Origin of the sequence: Exiguobacterium sp. s128, assembly GCF_018618815.1 — a bacterium.
GTDB classification, from domain to species: domain Bacteria; phylum Bacillota; class Bacilli; order Exiguobacteriales; family Exiguobacteriaceae; genus Exiguobacterium_A; species Exiguobacterium_A antarcticum.
This window is the reverse complement of the sequence record NZ_JACSMT010000012.1, coordinates 13,505-32,641: the sequence shown is the minus strand read 5'-3', so window position 1 is coordinate 32,641 and position 19,137 is coordinate 13,505. Positions and strand designations below refer to the sequence as shown.

Here is a 19,137-nt window from a genome sequence, read left to right as displayed (position 1 = left end):
CTATGATGCTCTGTTCTACGTAAAATCCATAAGGAGGGATTCATTTGAATCATCGTGATGTCGAAAATTTAACATTTGAATTGTTGGAAACATGGTCGACGTTTAATCATTATGCAAAAGAAGCACAAACCTTTAAAAATCCGGAGGATGTCCATCAGGCACGGATTCGATTACGTAAATTGATTACATTCGCTAAGTTACTCAATCAAACGGAGGAACCCATCTATCTCATCTGGAAACGCCTGATGGACGCATTTGGCCAAGTCCGTGATCTTGATGTCCAACTGAGCCAACAATCCGTTGACTCTCCAATTGAACAACTGTTTGCGGAGCACCTTGCTCTCCAACTCCAGGGAAAACGTGCGACGTTGCTCGAAACGATGCACCTGTTGATCTCAAATGAACTGGATCGTTCCGTCCGACGGTTTTTAGCCGGTCCTTTAACAAAACAGTTAAAACGGATTGATGAAAAAGAACTGCTCCAAACTGCCGAAAAACGATTCGATAAAAAACGACTCCATTATGAAAAAGTCCAACATAAGGAGGGAAATAAACGCATCCAGATGATGCACCAATTACGACTCGCGACGAAATTTTACAGGTATACGGTAGAATACTTGCGTCCCTACACCGATTTTCCCAAGTCTTCTGTTGACCGATTAAAACGGATCCAGACCCAATTGGGTGATATCAACGATACGTATAATCGCTTGGAACGTTGGCGTATCTTCACCGTTCCTGCGTCACAAGTACCCCAACAGAAAAAAGAAGTCGAACGTCTCGAACGGAAACTCTCAAAGCTGTTGGATCAGCTTTCGTTTGCCTAGGGGTGACGCTGGACAAGCAATTCAAGCATCTTTGTTCCGGCAATCGAATTTCCTTTTAAATCTAGTGCCGGTCCAAAAATACCGATTCCAAGATCCGCCATATCGAAGTCACTTCGACCACAGGCAACAATCGCACCGGATACACCACTTTTTCCCGGCAACCCCACTTGGACGGAAAATTCACCTGAGGCATCATACATGCCACACGTCGTCATGATGGCGCGGATGATCCGAGCGTTTCGGCGTGAAATGACCTGATGACCGGACGGTGTCTTCCCAGACTGGCTTAAAATTTTCCCCATCATAGCCAGCCCTTTACAGTTCGTCAGGATGGCACACTGCTTCGTGTAGACATCGATGATTTCTTCGACATTTCCTTCGATGACTCCATGATACCGCATAAAATATAGCAAAGCGCGGTTCAAATCCGTTGTCTCAAATTCGGACTGTGCAACTTCCGCATCATATTTGACCATGTCGAGTTCGATATCGAGTAAGTCCGCGATGAATTGACGTAAGCGGTTCAGTTTATCGGCAGCATCTTCTCCTGGCAACATACTCGTCACGGCAAGCGCACCTGCATTAATCATTGGATTGAGTGGTTTGGTCGGAATCGTCTCCTCAAGTTTCGCAATCGAGTTGAAGGCATCACCCGTTGGTTCCATCCCAACTTTGGAGAACACATAGTCTTCCCCAAATGTCTCAAGGACAAAGGCTAACGTAATGATTTTCGAAACACTTTGTAACGTAAACATCGTTTCTGCATCCCCTGCCGATACAAACGTTCCGTCGGCATTACACACAGCGATTCCAAGCTGTGTCGGTTCAGACTTTGCCAGTTCTGGAATATAACTCGCTACCTGTCCAAGCACCGTATAAGGGCGACATTCAGCGATTAATTCTTCTAGTTGTTGTTGCGTTACATTCATCGAAGTCCCTCTTCCTGTCGTTTTTAATAGCTTATCATGCTTTTCAGAAACGAGATATGACCGTTCTTCTTTTTGATTTCATGCCACGTCAAAAAGGTCGTCTGTCCCCTACTGGTTAGAGGACGAGACGACCTTTTTGTAATAGATGTCAACGAATGACAAGTTCTGTTCCATCCGTATCGACGGCGACATGCGAACCATCTTGGATTGCCCCACTGATCAATGCACGGGCCAGTTTTGTCTCAATCGTCCGTTGAATGTACCGATTGATTGGACGTGCCCCGTACTGCGGTTCAAAGGCTTCGTTGAAAATCAAGGTTTTCGCAGCATCCGTCACATCGATCGTAATCTCACGACCAGAGAGACGATCGGCCATTTTACTGACCGCTTTATCAATGATCCGCTCGATTTCGGCACGATGGAGCGGATGGAAGAGGATCGTGTCATCAATCCGGTTCAAGAATTCCGGCCGGAAATAATTTTTTAATTCTTGGCGAACGGCCTCTTCTTCTGCCGCATCAATATTTCCATCTTTTGCTGCTTCGAGTAGGATGTTTGAACCGATATTCGACGTCATGATGACGATCGTATTCTTGAAGTCAACCATCCGCCCTTGTGCATCCGTCAACCTTCCATCGTCTAACACTTGGAGCAGGATGTTAAACACATCACCATGCGCCTTCTCGATTTCGTCAAACAGCAGGACAGAGTAAGGACTTCGGCGCACCGCTTCCGTCAATTGACCGCCTTCTTCATACCCCACATATCCTGGAGGGGCTCCGACTAGACGTGATACATTGTGTTTTTCCATATACTCCGACATATCGATTCGAACGATATGTTCTTCGCTATCAAACATCGCAGCTGCGAGTGCTTTCGCAAGTTCCGTCTTCCCGACACCGGTCGGACCGAGGAACAGGAACGAACCGATCGGACGATTCGGATCTTTGATTCCCGCACGTGCCCGGATGACAGCATCCGAGACCAACCGGACGGCCTCATCTTGGCCAAAGACTCGTTCATGCAACGTATCTTCTAAATACAGTAATTTTTCGCGTTCGCCTTGTGCGAGACGGCTGACCGGAATCCCCGTCCACTTCGAGACGATATCGGAGATCTCTTCGTCTGTCACGGCTTCTCGGACTAGTTCATGCGAGACGTGTTCCGCCGATTCCTCCGCCACCTTCAACTGATTTTCAAGTGCTGGAATCTGTCCATACTTGATTTCCGATGCTGTATTTAAATCATACCGTCCTTCTGCTTCTTGCAAGGCAAGTTTTGCTTTTTCAAGATCCGCCCGCAACTGCTGGACGTTTTGGGAGCTGTCTTTCTCGCGTTCCCACCTTGTCCGGAGCGCACTTTCGTCTTCCCGAACAGAACTTAATTCCTGTTGCAAGACCTCAAGTCGCTTCCGTGATGCTTCATCGGTTTCTTTTTTGAGTGCTGCTTCTTCGATTTCAAGTTGCATGACACGACGAACTAAAGAATCCAGTTCCGCAGGCATGGATTCCATGTCGGTCCGAATCATGGCACAGGCTTCATCGACCAGGTCGATCGCTTTATCAGGCATGAAACGGTCCGTGATGTAACGGTCCGAAAGAATGGCTGCTGCGACAAGGGCATTGTCATGGATCCGGACACCATGGTAAATCTCAAACCGTTCTTTCAGTCCGCGCAAAATCGAAATCGTATCTTCGACATCCGGTTCCGCGACGAGGACTTGTTGGAAACGACGTTCAAGTGCCGGGTCTTTTTCGATATATTTCCGGTATTCATCTAATGTCGTCGCACCGATACAATGTAATTCTCCCCGGGCAAGCATCGGTTTTAACATATTCCCGGCGTCCATTGCACCTTCCGTCTTACCTGCACCGACAATCGTATGCAATTCATCGATGAATAACAGAATCTGACCTTCGGCTTCCTTGACCTCGTTCAAGACGGCTTGGAGCCGTTCTTCGAACTCCCCTCGGTATTTGGCACCGGCGACGAGTGTACTCATATCCAGACTGAATAACTGTTTATTTTTGAGGCTTTCCGGCACATCTCCCCGAACAATCCGTTGAGCCAGTCCTTCGACGATGGCCGTTTTCCCAACACCCGGTTCACCAATCAAAACCGGATTGTTTTTTGTCTTCCGACTGAGAATCCGAATGACCCGGCGAATCTCATCATCGCGTCCGATGACCGGATCCGTTTTACCTGACCGGAAATCGGCTACGAGATCGCGTCCATATTTCTTTAACACATCAAAAGTGGCTTCCGGATTTTTGGTCGTAACTTTCCGGTTTCCTCGCATCTCGATGATCGCTTCTCGTAATAATGGTTCTGTTACGCCTTGGCTCCGCAGGTATTGTGTCGCTGGACTTGATTGTTTAACGAGACCAAGCAACAAATGTTCCACGGAGACATAATCGTCTTGCATCAATCGCGCTTCTGTTTCTGCTTCCGTCAGTACTTGTAACAGCGAGTTACTGATACGCGGGGTCGACGACTGACCGAGGGCAGGTAATCGCCCGATGGCTTCATTGATGGCTACTTCGAGTTGATCCATCCGCTGATCCAACTTCTCAAAGACGATTCGTGCAATTCCTTCTTCTTGGGAAATCAAGGAAAGCAATAAATGCCACTCCGTGATTTCACTGTGTCGACGTTGTTTGGCAATCGCTTGTGCCGATACGATGGCTTCATGCGCCCGATCTGTTAGTTTTTCAAAATCCATTGTACGTCACTCCTTCACAGATAAACGATTTTCCCACTCTTCATAAAATGCTGAATCCATTTCTGGAAGTTTTACTTCGAGTTGCACTAATAGAGCTCCTCGATGACCTTCGCGGTTACTGAGCCCTCGGTTTGGAATTCGGAGACGCGAACCCGGTTTTGTACCTGGTTTGATTTTTAATTTCACACGTTTTCCCTCTAATGTATCAGCCACGACTTCGCCTCCTAAGACAAATATCGTCGGATAGACGCGGACGGTCGAGATGACGTCGGTCTCTTGACGGCGGAAACGGTCGTCATCCTTCAGATGAATCGTCACGTAGACATCCCCAGCGATGCCTTTACGGTTGCGCATCGAACTTTTCCCGCGTAACCGGACTTTTTTTCCGTCATATAAATCTTTTGGGAGACTCATCTGAATCGCACCCGTAGCTAATCGAATCGTTACTTTCTCATTGGTACTGAGATGACTGAGCGGAACGGTCAATTCGAGTTCCTCATCCGTCGCTTCTTCCTCTTGACTAAAAAACGAACCAAACATGTCTTCAAATCCAAACGATTGACCGGCTGATCCGCCTGGTCTCGATTGACGTCCGTTAAACTGACGGAACAAATCATCGTAGTCAGCCGACTGACCATATCCCGCCCCTGCCACCCGTTCGAAATCACTTCCATACTGATCATACTGGGCTCTTTTTTCTTCATCCCCGAGCACATCAAAAGCTTCCTGAATATCCTTAAAGCGCTGGTCGGCGCTTGCTTCTTGATTGACGTCTGGATGGTATTGTTTCGCCAGTTTGCGGTACGCCCGTTTGATCTCTTGGTTCGATGCTGATTTCTCGACCCCAAGTGTTCGATAATAATCTTTTGCCATCCCGATCACTCCCTTAACGTTCATTCTGTATCTTAATTATAAAATTGATCGCTCAATTGGTCAAATATAGTCAAACTTTTTTTGCTGATTCTTTCATTCTTTTCACTTTACGGATTTTCCTTAAACAAGTTTCGTGCAGAAGAAGCATGGTATACTGACATCCATAGTTATCTAAAAAGGAGCGGTCAACAGATGGATGGTAAAAAACGAGCCGATGTCAAAATCGGACAACACGTCAGTATCGTATTAAAACAGGATCAGCGGACAGGAAAACGGACGGAGGGAATCGTCAAGGATCTTTTGACGAAGTCTCCAAACCACCCGCACGGTATCAAAGTCCGACTCGAAGACGGGCAAGTCGGTCGCGTCCAAGAAATTTTATAATTCCTATCTACACGAAAAGACACCTACTTTCCGGTTACTTGCCGAAGGGTAGGTGTCTTTTCGTATCTGACTTAAGGTTCCATCGGAGAATCAAGATAGCGTAACGTCGCCTCAATTAAAATCCGGGCAGCATATTGCATCGCCTGTTCTTCAAAATCAAACTTCGGATGGTGATGCGGATAAAACGTTTCGTCTCCTGCCCCGGTAAAGAAAAAGGTGCCGGGCACTTGTTGCAAATAATACGCGAAGTCTTCACCGCCCATCGTCGGAGCAATTTCAAAGACGTGATCCGCACCCATGATGTCAGAAGCAACGGTCCGCAATAGGTTCGTTTCTTCCGGATGGTTGACGACCGCCGGATACCCTCTTTCGTACGTAAACGAATAGGTCGCCCCCGCCGCGTCACACACACCTTTGATCGTCCGTTCCATTTCCCGGACGATCTGTTCGGCGACTGCTGGATCAAACGTTCGGACCGTCCCTGTCAATTGCGCACTGTCTGCAATGACGTTAAACGTATTCCCGGCATGAAGTGTTCCAATCGTCAAAACCGCTTGTTGCAGGGGATCGAGTCGTCGACTGACGATACTTTGCAATTCTTTGACGACCGTCGCCCCAAGAACGACGGCATCAATCGTTTCGTGTGGTTTTGCCCCATGTCCGCCGCGACCAAACAACGTCAGCTCGAATTTATCGGCTGCTGCCATCACTGGTCCGACGCGGTAGCCGATTGTTCCAAGCTTCGTCGTCGACCAGAGATGTGTCCCGAAAATGACATCGACCCCTTCTAAACAACCGTCGGCAATCATGTCACGGGCACCACCCGGGACGACTTCTTCTGCGTGCTGATGGATCAGGACGACATTCCCGGCTAACTGTTCTTTCTGCTGCACGAGGATTTCCGCCACCGCAAGTAAAGTCGCCGTATGCCCATCGTGACCACAGGCATGCATGACACCGGGAACGGTCGAACGGTACTCGACTTCTTTCTCATCCTGGATCGGCAAGGCATCGAAATCAGCCCGTAGTGCCACCGTCTTACCTGGTTTTCCGCCCCGAATCGTTCCGACGACACCACGACCTCCGACATTGGTCCGGACGTCGATTCCAAGTTCCGTTAATCGTTCAGCGATGAACCGTGGTGTATCGACTTCATGAAACGACAGTTCTGGATGTTGATGTAAATAACGACGCCGTTCGACCATTACTGGAAATAACTGCTCCACCATCTCTTCTACTGTCTGCTTCATTTATGTAACCCCCTATTTTTTGCTGTGCAACATCTTAACGCTTTCCCGTGTATATTGAAGCCGTTCAATCGTATCGTCATAATGAACCGCCGCATAGGATAGGAACAACACATCGATCGCAAACAGCTGTGCGAGGCGCGAACTGAGGGCAGCACTCCGTAATGGGGCTTCCGGTGCCCGCGACGTCCACAACGCAATATCCGCCAACTGACTGACCCGATTATCTCCAAACCGTGTCAGACTGATGACTTGTAATCCACGTATTTTAGCAAGACGGATCAATTCAACGACTTCTTCCGTTTCTCCACTGTAAGAAATTGCGAAAAACACATCGTCCGGACTCGCATTCGCCAAAATCGTCGCGACGAGATGTTGATCGGATTCTTGAATCGTTAATTTACCAACACGGGTCCACTTTTGTGCGGCATCTAACGCAACCACATTTGATGCTCCGATCCCATAAAAATAAATCGCCCGTGCTTGATCGAGGACTTTCATCGCCTCGGCAATCCGGTTTTCACTCAACTGCTTTGCTGTATCCTGTAAGGCTTGCATACTGTTGCTTAATGTCTTTTCAACCAAGTCAGCCGGTCGTTCATTTTTTTCGATATCGTGATATCCTTTTAAGTCCGTTCGGGCCGTATCCGCCGAAATCCGCATCCGTAGTTCCGGATACCCCTTCAATCCAAGCGCCCGGCAAAAGCGGACGACTGCCGCCGCACTTGTTCCCGATTCTTCTGCCAAATGATGAATCGTCATCCCCGCGATTTCATTCATATGCGCTAAAACAAAATCAGCGACTTTCCGTGATGAAGAAGGCAACTCTTCCCGGACAGCACTAATCTGTGAAAAAATACCACCTTTCATACGACTCTCTCCCTTACAATGAATTAAAACAGGCGAATGCAGCGTCAATCCACCTGATCCGCATTATGCTTCTTTTCTATTATGCTCTTCCAAGACGGCTTTCGTAAATCCAAAGAAGTCCGCGAACAAAATTAAGTATCAAAAAAGACTCCCGCTTTCGCAAAGAGTCTTTTTTCCTGTATGAAATCAACGAATTTTGACGATTGGTTTTTTCGTCTCCGGCTCAATGAATAACATGGCTTCCGTATCCCCATTTAAATTCGTGACGGTGATGGTCGTCGGGACGTTCCGGTTGTACTCCCAACGATTTTCCAGCAGGTAGGTGACGTATTGAACAAAGGCAACGAGCTCTGCTTTTCCGTAAAATTGAACTGGAATTTTGATTTCGAGTTTCTTCAGCTCACCTTCTTGGTAAAAGCCTTCCCCCATCATCCCGGTATAGTTCGGGAAGTAATCCTCTAAACGATCCTTGAACAGATCAAATTTTGCCGCATCATCCCGGACATCATTGGTCGCAACGCCAGACGGGTAATAATAATACTTTTCATCGTAATTTTTCCAGTCATTCTCGCTGATTTGATTCCCACGTCCGATAAAGGCAGAGGATAGATAATGACCCGACACCGGTGAACCTTCACTTTCTTGTAAATACAACGCGACATGGATCGGCGTCGTTTTCATTCCGTCCGTTTTCCGCATTTTTTTCACCAGTTCATTCGCCATCTGTTTCCCTTGTGCGATGACTTTCTTCTCATCCAGTTTCACCGTGTAGGTCGGTCCATAATTTTCATCTTGGAAGACGTATTCACTATTTAAGACTAACGCGATTGAAGTACCGCCCATCTCAAGCTTTTTATCTTCTTCTAACATATAGTCTTGCTCCAAGATGTGCGATAGAATCAGAGGAGACTTTTGATTTTTTTCTTTATAGGACTTCCCTGTCGTATAGGCTGGATTCAAACCGTTTGGATCACTGACACCGTCACCGGCTTTTCCTTTTCGCAGTAACCACTGGGCAATCTGCTCCGCTTCAAGCAATTGACCTTCTTGGTAATAATATTTTTCCGGATCAAAAAATTGTGTCGAGTGACGCATCAGTCCGGTTTCGATCTCGTCCAATTCGAGACGTGAACTGACCCGTTTTTGTGTCATCCCACGAGCGACACTTGGTCGAAACGGTAAAACGGTCCGGTAATAAGAATCCGTTGTATCAATCGCCGGACTGACGACTGCCTGCACTTCTTTTCCTTGTTCACTTTCCGTGATGACTTCTTTTGTATCGCTTTTTTGTGATAAATCAAACGAACACGCGCCGAGGAACAATGTACTCGTCAACGTCAATGCTGCCATTTTTTTATATTTCATCTATTTACGCACCCCATATGTTTAAAATCGTTCTCTCTATCATAACAGAATAGTTTTCCATCGGGGAAGGAGTTGTTTTTCCCTATTTTTCAAAAAAGTACACCCTGCTTTTATGCAGACGAAAGGATTTTTTTCATGAAACGACGACAACTTCTTGGTCTGCTTTTACTAATTACAGGTATTCTTTTGATCGCATGGCCCGTTTTTACCGCACACCAAAAACAAACCGCTGCCGACGAACTTAAACAACGCTGGACTCAAAATTTAAAAGCCGTCGCTGCCAAAGAAACGGCGGCCCCTGTCGCGACGAACGGTAGTGGCTTGCTGACGATTCCTTCCATCGATTTTGAACAAGTCATCTTAGAAGGCGCTTCGACTAAAATTCTCGACCAAAGTATTGGTCATCTGAAACAGACGGGTGCTCCGGGTAAAGACAATTATGCCTTAGCCGGACACCGTAGTTTTACGAAAGGACTTCACTTCAATCGATTGCCCGAATTAAAAGAAGGGGCACACGTCACCGTGACGACAAAAAGTCATCGTTATACCTACAAGATGACGGCCTCGAAGCTTGTCAAACCGACTGATGTATCTGTCTTGAATCAAAACGTCAAACAAGCGACGATTACGCTCATCACCTGTGACCCTCCGGAAACGGCGACCAATCGTCTGATCAAACAAGGTGTCTTGATCAAAACGGAATCGAGATAACAACGGTGATGAAGTCGACCGATGTCTTCAGCTACAGAAAAGAGATTACTCTTTCTTTCACGCGCTTTCCTCAGGCGAAACACAAGCCAACTCCCCTGTCCGTGCAGGCAAGGAAATGGATCTTGTTCGTCTCTGACAGCGCAGGTTTCTGCGTTTTTTTCTGTAGGCGTTACGTGAAGCGAGTAATCTCTTGTAAACGATTCGAGGGTGGCAGATTTGAAATCTGCCACCCTCGTTTGTGTAGAGAACGACATTTGAGTCGGTCTTTGTTTTATCCTTCGTACTTCGTTAACTCTTCGAGTAACCGCGTTTCATCCCAAATCTCAATCCCGAGCGACTCCGCCTTCGTTAATTTGGAACCCGCCTTCTCACCAGCGACAAGAATGTCTGTTTTTTTACTGACACTTCCTGTCACGTCTGCCCCAAGCAATTCAAGCCGTTTTCCGGCTTCTGAACGTTTTAGCGTTTCGAGTGTTCCCGTCAGGACAATCGTTTTTCCGGCAAGCGGAGCATTCGATTGATCGATCCGTTGTCCGAGGAATTGTTGATTGAGTCCCAGTGCTGCCAAATCTTGAATCAAGGTTTGGGCTTCCGGATGTTCAAAATACTTCGTGACCGAGTCGGCGATTTTACTGCCAATGCCATCAATCGCCAGAATATCGTCGTACTCCGCTTGTGCAATACCATCGAGTGTATCAAACCGTTCCGCTAACAAGTAGGCTGCTTTTTGTCCGACCAATCGAATACCAAGACCAAACATCAGCCGTTCCAATGAGTTGTTCTTGGACACTTCAATCGCCTTCAGTAAATTCTCGACCGATGTTTCGCCCATCCGCTCATACGTTAACAATTCATCCCGATCGAGCCGATACAGGTCGGCTAAGGTCCGAATCGCTTGGTGTTCGTACAATTGGCGGACGACCTTCTCGCCCAGTCCATCGATGTTCATCGCTTGTCGCGACACAAAATGAATGATGCCTTCAACGAGTTGAGCTGGACATTCCGGACTGACACATCGGATATCCGCTTCGCCTTCGAGGCGAACAAGTTCCGATGCACAAGCCGGGCAGTGTGTCGGAAACTCAATCGGTTGTTCGTTCCCTGTCCGTTCTGAGACGACGACACTGACGACGGCAGGTATGACGTCACCCGCTTTTTTGATGATGACTTGGTCATGCAGACGAATGTCTTTTTCCGTGATGAAGTCGGCATTGTGCAATGTCGCATAACTGACGGTTGATCCCGCGACGACGACCGGAGCAAAGCGCGCACGCGGCGTGACTTTCCCGGTTCGTCCCACACTGAAATCAACTTCTTCGACCGTCGTCATGACTTCTTCCGCGGCGAATTTATAAGCCGTTGCAAAACGGGGACTTTTCGCTGTGAATCCGAGCTCCTCTTGATCATCGTAGCGGTCAACCTTCAGCACGATCCCGTCGATCTCGTACGGAAGTGTTGCCCGTTCAACCGTCCAGTGCTGAATGTACGCCAAGATATCTTCCACCGTCTCACATGTCCGCATCTCGTTATTTGTCGGGAGTCCGAGTTCAGCTAGCTGTTGCATCGCTTCACTGTGCGATCGGGCACTAAGTGTGTTGACCCCGAGTCCATAGACGAATACGGATAAATTACGTGACGCCGTGATTGAAGAGTCGAGTTGCCGTAAGCTACCGGCTGCCGCATTCCGCGGATTGGCAAACAAGGCTTCTTCACGTTCTGCGCGATCTTGATTCAGGCGTTCAAACGATTGTTTGGGCATGTAGGCTTCCCCACGCACCTCGACCGTTTCATTTTGACGTAACCGCAGCGGCAAGGCTTTGATTGTCCGCAGATTTTGCGTGATGTTCTCGCCGACGGTTCCGTCGCCGCGTGTCGCACCGCGGACGAGACGTCCGTCTTCGTACTTTAAGGAAATCGCCAGACCATCAAACTTTAATTCGGCGACATATGTCGTCGAACGGCCGAGTGAGCGTTCGATGCGAGCGACCCACTCCCGAATCTCTGTCTCGTCAAAAACGTTTCCGAGCGATAACATCGGTAAATCATGAGTCACCTTCTCGAAGGCATCGAGCGGCGCAGCACCGACGCGTTGCGTCGGCGAGTCAGCCGTAATCAACTCTGGGTGCTGTGTTTCGAGATCCATCAGTTCACGTAACAGCTGATCGTAGGTGCTGTCCGGAACAGTCGGTTGATCCTGCACGTAATATTCATAACTGTATTGGTTCAACTTTTGGCGTAATTCCTCGATTCGTGCCTGTTCTATCATCTTGACGCCTCCACTCATACCTTTTTGATCGGTGCGAATTTCGCAAGCAACCGTTTGACACCGACTTCCGGGAAGGCGATATCGATTTCTAAGCTGTCCCCTGCTCCGCGTGTCTGCACGACTGTTCCCCGACCCCATTTTCCGTGTTCCGCTTTGTCCCCGACGTTCCAGCCGAGTGATTCAGCGCCTGACGTCTTCATCGCTGTCGGTTTCGTGACCGATCGGCCGATGACGGCCTTTCCTTGCGGCACCGGACGATCTTCCCACGGTAACGGTTTCGGTTTTTTACCGGTCCGTTCCAGTACTTCCTCCGGTAATTCGGCAAGGAAACGGGATTCGAGATTGGCATTCGTCCGACCATAGAGCGAACGCATCCGCGCGTGCGAGAGATACAGGCGTTTTTCAGCCCGTGTAATCCCAACGTAAGCAAGACGGCGTTCTTCTTCCATTTCATCTTCATCCTGCAGGGAGCGGCTGTGCGGGAACAATCCTTCTTCCATTCCGATCAGGAAGACGATCGGGAACTCGAGCCCCTTCGCTGAGTGTAACGTCATCAAGGTTACCTGCTCCCCCGGATCACTTTCATCCAGTGAGTCGACATCAGCGACCAACGTCAAATCGGTTAAGAAAGCGATGATGGTTTGTTCTTCCGGATCTGCTTTTTCGGTCTCTTTTTCAAAGTTTTGCGCAACCGTGATGAACTCGTTGATGTTCTCGAGACGACTTTGTGCTTCCAGTGTCTTGTCTTCTTTTAAGACTTGACGGTAGCCGGTTTTCTCAAGCACTTCTTCCACCAGCTCGGATAAGCTGATGAATTCTTGCATCTGTTGCAGACCAAGAATCATCGTTCGGAAGTCCGTCAGTTTTGCTGCCGTTTTCGGGGCGATGCTCGACAATTCGATGTCACGGATCGCTTCCATCAGGGAAACGCCCTGTAAGTCCGCGAAATCGCGTAATTTATCGATCGTCGTCGCGCCGATTCCGCGCTTCGGTTCATTGACGATGCGGGCAAACGATAAATCTTCGTTCGGATTCGAAATCAGACGCAGATAAGCCAAGACATCCTTGATTTCCTTCCGATCGTAGAACTTCGTGCCGCCAATCATTTTGTACGGAACATTCGATTTGAGCAACGTTTCCTCAATCGCCCGTGACTGGGCATTGGTCCGGTACAGAATCGCGACATCGTTTAATTTCATCCCGTAACGCAAAGCATTGCGGATTTCCTGAACGATATAGAACGCTTCTTCCCGTTCGTTTTCTGCTGTATGGATCACCAGTTTTTCGCCTTCCGCGTTTTCCGTCCACAGTTTTTTATCTTTACGGGTGCTGTTGTTTTGGATGACATGGTTCGCTGCGTCCAGAATGCGTTTCGACGATCGGTAGTTTTGTTCAAGCAGGATGACTTTCGCCGTCGGATAATCTTCTTCAAACGAAAGAATGTTAGCGATATCCGCTCCACGCCAACGATAAATGGATTGATCCGAGTCCCCGACGACACATAGATTTTGATGCGCTGCTGCTAGGAGGTTGACGAGATCATATTGAGCTTTGTTCGTATCCTGATACTCATCGACATGGATGTATTGGAATTTTCGTTGGTAAAACGCCAGGACGTCCGGATTTTGTTTGAACAACTCCGTCGTTTTACCAATCAAATCATCAAAATCAAGGGCATTGTTCCGGCGTAAAATCGCTTCGTATCCTTTGTAGATCTCAGCGACCGTTTTTTCATAAGGGTTCGTGACGATTGAGGCGTAAAACTCGGCACTGCGAAGTTCATTTTTTTGACTCGAGATGATCGACAACATCGATCGTGGATCCCATTTTTTCGGATCGAGATTTTGTTCTTTCAGGACTAATTTAAGTGCCGACTGCTGATCACTTGAATCGAGAATCGTAAAGTTACGGTTATAGCCGATTTTTTCGATATCGCGACGTAACATCCGGACACACATCGAATGGAAGGTTGATACCCAGATGTCATTGGCGACACCACCAACAAGACGGGAAATCCGGTCACGCATCTCACGTGCTGCTTTATTCGTAAACGTGATCGCCAGGATATTCCAAGGTGCGACTTGTTTCGCAGCCATTAAATAGGCGACCCGATGTGTCAGGACACGTGTTTTCCCTGATCCGGCTCCCGCCATGATCAGCAACGGTCCGTCCGTATGCTTGACTGCTTTTGCTTGCTCCGGATTCAATCCGCTGACAAGCTGTTCACTTAAATTAAACATCTAAATAGCCTCATTTCTGTATTCCGAACTTTTGTTCTTATATTTTATCGTGTTGCAGCTACTGTCGCAAGTGCTGCCTCTAAATTCTCATAGATGATATTGCCGACGATGATCGTATCGGCATACGCCAACATTTCTTTCGCCCGTTCGGCAGAGTCAATGCCGCCGCCATAAAACAAGCGACCTTGCTTCAGCACGCGTTTGACCGAAGCGACAAGCTTTGGATCACCGTAGATACCGCTATACTCTAAATAAATAACCGGCATCCGGAACACACTGTCTGCGAGTTGTGCGTATGCAATGACCGTATTGTCCGCTAGTTGCTTTGCTTGCGTGACACGGGCGACCTTGGCATCAGGATTCAGTACGATATACCCTTCCCCGACAAGGTCCGCATGTGCCAGCATATGCCCCACTTCTTCTAGCGCCTCGACTTGCTTTTCAATGACGTGTTCCAGTGTGCCACTATTGAGCACGCTTGGCGTCAAATACGTATCAAATCCCATCGTCGCCGCTTCTAGTTCCGATACTTCGAGCGCCACCGCGACAGGGTAACGACGCAACCGCATCAGTAAATCAAGTGTCGCATCGAGTGTGATGTCATCGGTTCCTCCGACGATGATGGCGTCGGTTCCTGACGTAGCAATCGCTTGGAGGGCGTCTTCTTCAATTTCCTTTGCCGGATCGAGCTTAAAGACATGACGCCATTCATTATACGGTAACAACATGTGTGTTCCACCCTCTCTTTTCATTCGCTGTGTCCAGTATAAAACAAAAACCCATCCCGCGCAGAGCGAGATGGGACACACCTTTCAAGTCCGGACTTGGCGTTTCGTCAACAACGCGGCAAGTCCAAAGGCGAGGAAGGCGTAAATAACAGCAAATGCCCACGGTTCGGCTAAGAAAAAACCAAGGATAGGGACATCGAGCAACGGCGAGTCCGGTGAACAAAGGGCTCGACCGTTGACGAGTGCTAAAAACGGTAAGGCGGGAACCATAAAGATATAACCAAAGTTGATCCAAAATGTACGTTGCATGTCGCAACCTCCTTAACCGATGATGACCGATTCTTTTGGATAATTGTAATTCCGTTTCGGCTGGTTGGCTTTGAGCAGGAGCACAAAGGAAATGACACCGATTCGTCCGATGAACATCAAGACGGATAACGTCCATTTTCCGACATCAGATAATTCACTCGTAATGCCAAGCGACAGCCCGGTTGTCCCAAACGCGGAACAGGCCTCAAAAAATAACACGAGGAACGGGGCATCTTCAAAGATCAACAAGACGATCAATCCAATCATCGTCACACCGGTCGAGACGACGATGACGACAAATGCTTTCCAAATATCGGACTGTCCGATCTCACGCCCAAAAATCTTAATCCCATACTCCCCGCGGATAAAGGCAATGACACTGAGAACGGCGACGGCAAACGTCGTCGTCCGAATCCCTCCCCCAACGGAAGAAGGCGACGCCCCGATAAACATCAGAATCGATAAAACAAAAATCGAAGCTTGCGAGAAGGTCGTGATGTCGACCGTCGTCAGCCCGCCGTTTCGGGTCGTGACGGATTGGAACAAGGCATCAACCAGCTTTTCACCGACCGGCAACCCTTTAAACGACTGATTCCATTCAAACAGCAGCAGGCTGGCTGTTCCGAACAGGACCAAAATAAAGAACGTCGAAGCCGTCAATTTCGTGAATAATGAAAAATGATACGGTTGACGCGTTGATTGACGTGTCGCCCGGTAGGAGATATAGCGCCGGACTTCAACCAAGACCGGGAACCCGATCGCCCCAAGCGTCAACAAGACGATTTGCATGAAGACGACGAAGAGATCTCCCCGAAACGGCAACAACGACTCTCCCGTGATATCGAAACCGGCATTCGTCGTCGCACTGACAGAACCAAACAACCCTTGTAACATCGCTTCACCTAGCGTCGGAAAGTACTTCGTATAATAGAAGCCTAAAATCAAGGCTCCAATGATTTCGATTGATAAAATAATTAAGATGACTTCACGAATGTATTTGACGACCCCTTGCATCGTCGTCTGATTTTGGTCACGGACGACAAGTTGCCGCTCCCGAAAACCAATTCGTTTCCCGAGAATGACCCACATCGCGATATGGAGCGACATCAGACCAATCCCGCTAACCTGGACTAACAGCATGATCATGAAATAGCCAAACGTCGTAAATGTATCCGAAACAGATACCGTCGTCAAACCGGTCACACTGACACAGCTGACGGCCATGAACACAAGATCCGTAAAATCCCAATTGTAATCCCCTTGTGTCGACCAAGGTAATCCAAGCAAAATAATTCCGATGATGACGGCAACGAAATAAATAATGACGAGTGACTGGATCGGCGTCAGTTTTCGAATGAAATGTTGAATTTTTTGTTGAAACGCTAAATCCATCCGGCGTCGTCCTCCTTCGCAGAAATAGCGGATAACCGGTTAGTTATCCGCTACTTCCTTCTCTTCAAGACCTAATCGTGCGAGTGCTAAATCATAGCCGCCAGAACCATAGTTCAGACAACGTTTGACACGGGAAATCGTCGCTGTCGAAGCACCCGTCGCCTTCTCGATCTTATGATAGGTATTTCCTTCACGCAATTGTCGTGCGACTTCAAGGCGCTGTGCCAATGCCTGGATTTCATTGACGGTCGCCAAGTCTTCAAACAAGGTATAACAATCTTCTAATGAATCCATCTTCATGATGGCTGTAAATAATTGATCGAGTTCTTTTCCACGCAATTTATCAAGTTGCATCGTTTAACTCCCTTTCCCATTCATTGCTCTTTAACAGTTTAAAGTGCGACGTTTTAAATTTCAAGCGTCAGCGCAAAATTGCCGGGAAAAGTACTTTCTTCCGCAGGACTTCATAGATTCCCTGCGGTGTGATCCGGACATACGGCAAGTGTGTCGAAGCAAGGAACAGCAACGTATAGATCGGATCTTCGAACTGGTATCCTCGTGCAAATAAGGCTTCCCGGAGTGCCGTTTCTTGAACAATCAACTCTTCTAACGGTAAATCAGACGTCTGCCCCATCAATGTGAGCGGAACTTCCGCAATCACTTCCCCGTCATCGACTAGGACGACACCACCACCAAATGATTTCATCCGCTCAAACGCAATCTGCATGTCACGTTTTGATTTTCCAATCAGTAAGATATCCCCACTAATCGAATAGGAGCTGACGAGTCCCCCGACATGCGTCGCAAAGTTTTTCAGGACGGTATTCAAACGCCATTTCCCTTCCCGGTCCACAAGCATCAAATAGGATTCATCACATCCGGTCGGCAGGACTTGCATGCTTGTATCATGTTCAATCTGATACAACTTCATGATGACGGAATTGACCATCTCGAGTCCGACCGGCATGCTGAAAGAAAAGTCTTGTTCCGTCAAATCAATCCCGACTTCAGAGACTGGCATCAATGCCAGTGCACGATCAAGCGCTTCGACCGGGTAACACGGGATATCGTTTTTGCGGACCCATGTTCCTCTTGCTAAGACGTCAACTGGTGTCGGTTGGTCTTTTGCTTCTAAGATGTTCAGGTGGGCAATCCGTCCGGGTGCGATGCTTCCGAGCAGATGATCCAGGTTAAAGTGACGTGCCGCATTATAAGAGGCAATCCGGTAAGCATCCTCAGTCGTGATTCCGGCAGCGAGCATCAGACGAATCGTCTCATCCATCAAACCGGATTTATAAAACGACGGAGTCGAACCATCTGTCGTCACGAGCACCTTTTCGTAATTTTGTAGTCCGGCTTCGACGAGTCCCGCAAAAATATCCGGTAAGTCCGGACGAATCGACGAGTAGCGGATCGTCGTCGTATATCCAAGTTCCAGTCGGGTCAGGGCTTCTTCGACAGTCATCGCTTCATGATCACTCGTCACGCCGTAAAGTGCCATCTTCGTCAACGTCTTCGCGGACGCTCCCGGGAAATGTCCTTCAATCGGTTTCCCGAGTTTCATCGCATCTTGCATCCATTGCAACAATTCGTCATCACCTTGTGACAGACGTGGCCAACCCGTCAGTTCACCGGCCTGGATCACTTGGGGATGCTTCAGCCATGCCTGAACCCGCTTGTTGTCAATCGCGATACTGTCGGAGTCGAGCTCCGTCTGCGCATCGAGTCGTGCCCACCAATACATCGAGGTCGGAAGGTCTGCTAATGCGTCAACCTGCGCAAACGCTTGCTCCACGGGCTCTAATAAAAGGAGCATATTATCGTTCACAAGTGTCGTCGTTCCGCGTTCTGCCGCAAATTTTGCGAGCGTCGCTGGATTGTAGAGCTGGAAGGGGTGGGCATGTGGCTCGATGTAACCTGGAACGATGAACTTCCCGGAAGCATCGTAGACTTCATCTGCCGTTTCTGGCATCTCCGGTCCCACATAGATGATCCGGTCACCACTGATCCAGATGTTAGCCGTTCGCCATGCTTTGAGGCCTTGGTTTAAGTACGTCGCATTTTCAATCACGAGTGTAGGCGCAAGCTTTCCATTGATGACCGCCTGATGAGAACGGACTTCTGTTTTCGTCCATGGGGACCGTCCACAATTTTTTTTCATGAAAGCTCGACCTCCTTTATAGTTTGAAAACGCTTTCTTATAGTTCTTATACTAAAATGTTAGCGGAAAAGTTTCAAGCTTATTTGTCTTTAATTCGACTCATTTCGCCAAAA

15 protein-coding genes and 2 pseudogenes are annotated in these 19,137 nt (G+C 48.2%); 3 read left to right on the top strand and 14 right to left on the bottom strand.

The window, feature by feature from the left end; all coding sequences use genetic code 11:
* The first annotated feature begins 44 nt into the window (after positions 1–44).
* Positions 45–827 carry a CHAD domain-containing protein gene (locus tag KNQ13_RS06815; RefSeq protein ID WP_014969483.1) on the top strand — a complete coding sequence of 261 codons (783 nt, stop codon included), beginning with the start codon at positions 45–47 and terminating at the stop codon, positions 825–827.
* On the opposite strand, the gene glsA is transcribed toward KNQ13_RS06815, so the two are convergent.
* From glsA to KNQ13_RS16315, 4 genes and pseudogenes are all read right to left on the bottom strand, one after another.
* Positions 824–1,756 (bottom strand): glutaminase A, encoded by a 933-nt coding sequence (gene glsA / locus KNQ13_RS06810; protein ID WP_026830855.1) that lies wholly within the window; start codon positions 1,754–1,756, stop codon positions 824–826. The two genes, KNQ13_RS06815 and glsA, sit on opposite strands and share 4 nt — an antisense overlap.
* 148 nt (positions 1,757–1,904) lie before the next feature.
* The gene (gene clpB / locus KNQ13_RS06805; protein WP_026830854.1) at positions 1,905–4,478 is read right to left on the bottom strand and encodes an ATP-dependent chaperone ClpB; all 2,574 of its coding nucleotides are present in this window, start codon (positions 4,476–4,478) and stop codon (positions 1,905–1,907) included.
* A 6-nt stretch (positions 4,479–4,484) separates the two neighbouring features.
* A pseudogene (locus KNQ13_RS16320) lies at positions 4,485–4,898 on the bottom strand (DnaJ C-terminal domain-containing protein); the annotation flags it as partial.
* Between the two features lie 102 nt (positions 4,899–5,000).
* A pseudogene (locus KNQ13_RS16315) lies at positions 5,001–5,351 on the bottom strand (DnaJ domain-containing protein); the annotation flags it as partial.
* Between the two features lie 192 nt (positions 5,352–5,543).
* On the opposite strand from KNQ13_RS16315, the gene KNQ13_RS06795 reads away from it, so the two are divergent.
* Entirely contained in the window at positions 5,544–5,735 is a 192-nt protein-coding gene (locus tag KNQ13_RS06795) for a YwbE family protein (protein WP_012369376.1), read from the top strand.
* 71 nt (positions 5,736–5,806) lie between these two features.
* Here KNQ13_RS06795 and KNQ13_RS06790 read toward each other — a convergent pair whose 3' ends face one another.
* From KNQ13_RS06790 to KNQ13_RS06780, 3 genes are all read right to left on the bottom strand, one after another.
* Complete coding sequence (locus KNQ13_RS06790; protein ID WP_026830852.1) at positions 5,807–6,985, bottom strand: M20 family metallopeptidase; 1,179 nt, start codon at positions 6,983–6,985, stop codon at positions 5,807–5,809.
* Positions 6,986–6,997: 12 nt separating this feature from the next.
* Positions 6,998–7,852, bottom strand: coding sequence for a MurR/RpiR family transcriptional regulator (locus KNQ13_RS06785; protein WP_026830851.1), 855 nt, complete (start codon positions 7,850–7,852; stop codon positions 6,998–7,000).
* A gap of 186 nt (positions 7,853–8,038) precedes the next feature.
* On the bottom strand, positions 8,039–9,217 hold the full coding sequence (locus tag KNQ13_RS06780; protein WP_026830850.1) for a CamS family sex pheromone protein: 1,179 nt from the start codon (positions 9,215–9,217) through the stop codon (positions 8,039–8,041).
* 135 nt (positions 9,218–9,352) lie between these two features.
* Here KNQ13_RS06780 and KNQ13_RS06775 point away from each other — a divergent pair, with 135 nt between their 5' ends.
* Positions 9,353–9,928 carry a class D sortase gene (locus tag KNQ13_RS06775; RefSeq protein WP_026830849.1) on the top strand — a complete coding sequence of 192 codons (576 nt, stop codon included), beginning with the start codon at positions 9,353–9,355 and terminating at the stop codon, positions 9,926–9,928.
* Between the two features lie 271 nt (positions 9,929–10,199).
* Here the strand turns inward: KNQ13_RS06775 and ligA are convergent, their stop codons facing one another.
* The 7 genes from ligA to KNQ13_RS06740 form a co-directional block, all read right to left on the bottom strand.
* Entirely contained in the window at positions 10,200–12,194 is a 1,995-nt protein-coding gene (ligA, locus tag KNQ13_RS06770) for an NAD-dependent DNA ligase LigA (RefSeq protein ID WP_026830848.1), read from the bottom strand.
* A 14-nt stretch (positions 12,195–12,208) separates the two neighbouring features.
* Positions 12,209–14,434 carry a DNA helicase PcrA gene (gene pcrA, locus KNQ13_RS06765; protein WP_026830847.1) on the bottom strand — a complete coding sequence of 742 codons (2,226 nt, stop codon included), beginning with the start codon at positions 14,432–14,434 and terminating at the stop codon, positions 12,209–12,211.
* 44 nt (positions 14,435–14,478) lie between these two features.
* The gene (gene pcrB, locus KNQ13_RS06760) at positions 14,479–15,162 is read right to left on the bottom strand and encodes a heptaprenylglyceryl phosphate synthase (RefSeq protein ID WP_026830846.1); all 684 of its coding nucleotides are present in this window, start codon (positions 15,160–15,162) and stop codon (positions 14,479–14,481) included.
* Positions 15,163–15,246: 84 nt separating this feature from the next.
* Positions 15,247–15,471 carry a hypothetical protein gene (locus tag KNQ13_RS06755; RefSeq protein WP_026830845.1) on the bottom strand — a complete coding sequence of 75 codons (225 nt, stop codon included), beginning with the start codon at positions 15,469–15,471 and terminating at the stop codon, positions 15,247–15,249.
* A 12-nt stretch (positions 15,472–15,483) separates the two neighbouring features.
* Positions 15,484–16,863 carry a TrkH family potassium uptake protein gene (locus KNQ13_RS06750; RefSeq protein ID WP_026830844.1) on the bottom strand — a complete coding sequence of 460 codons (1,380 nt, stop codon included), beginning with the start codon at positions 16,861–16,863 and terminating at the stop codon, positions 15,484–15,486.
* A 39-nt stretch (positions 16,864–16,902) separates the two neighbouring features.
* Complete coding sequence (locus KNQ13_RS06745) at positions 16,903–17,217, bottom strand: YerC/YecD family TrpR-related protein (protein WP_014969469.1); 315 nt, start codon at positions 17,215–17,217, stop codon at positions 16,903–16,905.
* 67 nt (positions 17,218–17,284) lie between these two features.
* Positions 17,285–19,024 carry an adenine deaminase C-terminal domain-containing protein gene (locus tag KNQ13_RS06740; protein WP_026830843.1) on the bottom strand — a complete coding sequence of 580 codons (1,740 nt, stop codon included), beginning with the start codon at positions 19,022–19,024 and terminating at the stop codon, positions 17,285–17,287.
* Positions 19,025–19,137: the final 113 nt, after the last annotated feature.

Bases quoted from the DNA above. Each gene is read 5' to 3' on its own strand.
- glsA (WP_026830855.1), bottom strand. From the start codon at position 1,756: ATGAATGTAACGCAACAACAACTAGAAGAATTAATCGCTGAATGTCGC.
- clpB (WP_026830854.1), bottom strand. From the start codon at position 4,478: ATGGATTTTGAAAAACTAACAGATCGGGCGCATGAAGCCATCGTATCG.
- KNQ13_RS06795 (WP_012369376.1), top strand. From the start codon at position 5,544: ATGGATGGTAAAAAACGAGCCGATGTCAAAATCGGACAACACGTCAGT.
- KNQ13_RS06790 (WP_026830852.1), bottom strand. From the start codon at position 6,985: ATGAAGCAGACAGTAGAAGAGATGGTGGAGCAGTTATTTCCAGTAATG.
- KNQ13_RS06785 (WP_026830851.1), bottom strand. From the start codon at position 7,852: ATGAAAGGTGGTATTTTTTCACAGATTAGTGCTGTCCGGGAAGAGTTG.
- KNQ13_RS06780 (WP_026830850.1), bottom strand. From the start codon at position 9,217: ATGAAATATAAAAAAATGGCAGCATTGACGTTGACGAGTACATTGTTC.
- KNQ13_RS06775 (WP_026830849.1), top strand. From the start codon at position 9,353: ATGAAACGACGACAACTTCTTGGTCTGCTTTTACTAATTACAGGTATT.
- ligA (WP_026830848.1), bottom strand. From the start codon at position 12,194: ATGATAGAACAGGCACGAATCGAGGAATTACGCCAAAAGTTGAACCAA.
- pcrA (WP_026830847.1), bottom strand. From the start codon at position 14,434: ATGTTTAATTTAAGTGAACAGCTTGTCAGCGGATTGAATCCGGAGCAA.
- pcrB (WP_026830846.1), bottom strand. From the start codon at position 15,162: ATGTTGTTACCGTATAATGAATGGCGTCATGTCTTTAAGCTCGATCCG.
- KNQ13_RS06755 (WP_026830845.1), bottom strand. From the start codon at position 15,471: ATGCAACGTACATTTTGGATCAACTTTGGTTATATCTTTATGGTTCCC.
- KNQ13_RS06750 (WP_026830844.1), bottom strand. From the start codon at position 16,863: ATGGATTTAGCGTTTCAACAAAAAATTCAACATTTCATTCGAAAACTG.
- KNQ13_RS06745 (WP_014969469.1), bottom strand. From the start codon at position 17,217: ATGCAACTTGATAAATTGCGTGGAAAAGAACTCGATCAATTATTTACA.
- KNQ13_RS06740 (WP_026830843.1), bottom strand. From the start codon at position 19,024: ATGAAAAAAAATTGTGGACGGTCCCCATGGACGAAAACAGAAGTCCGT.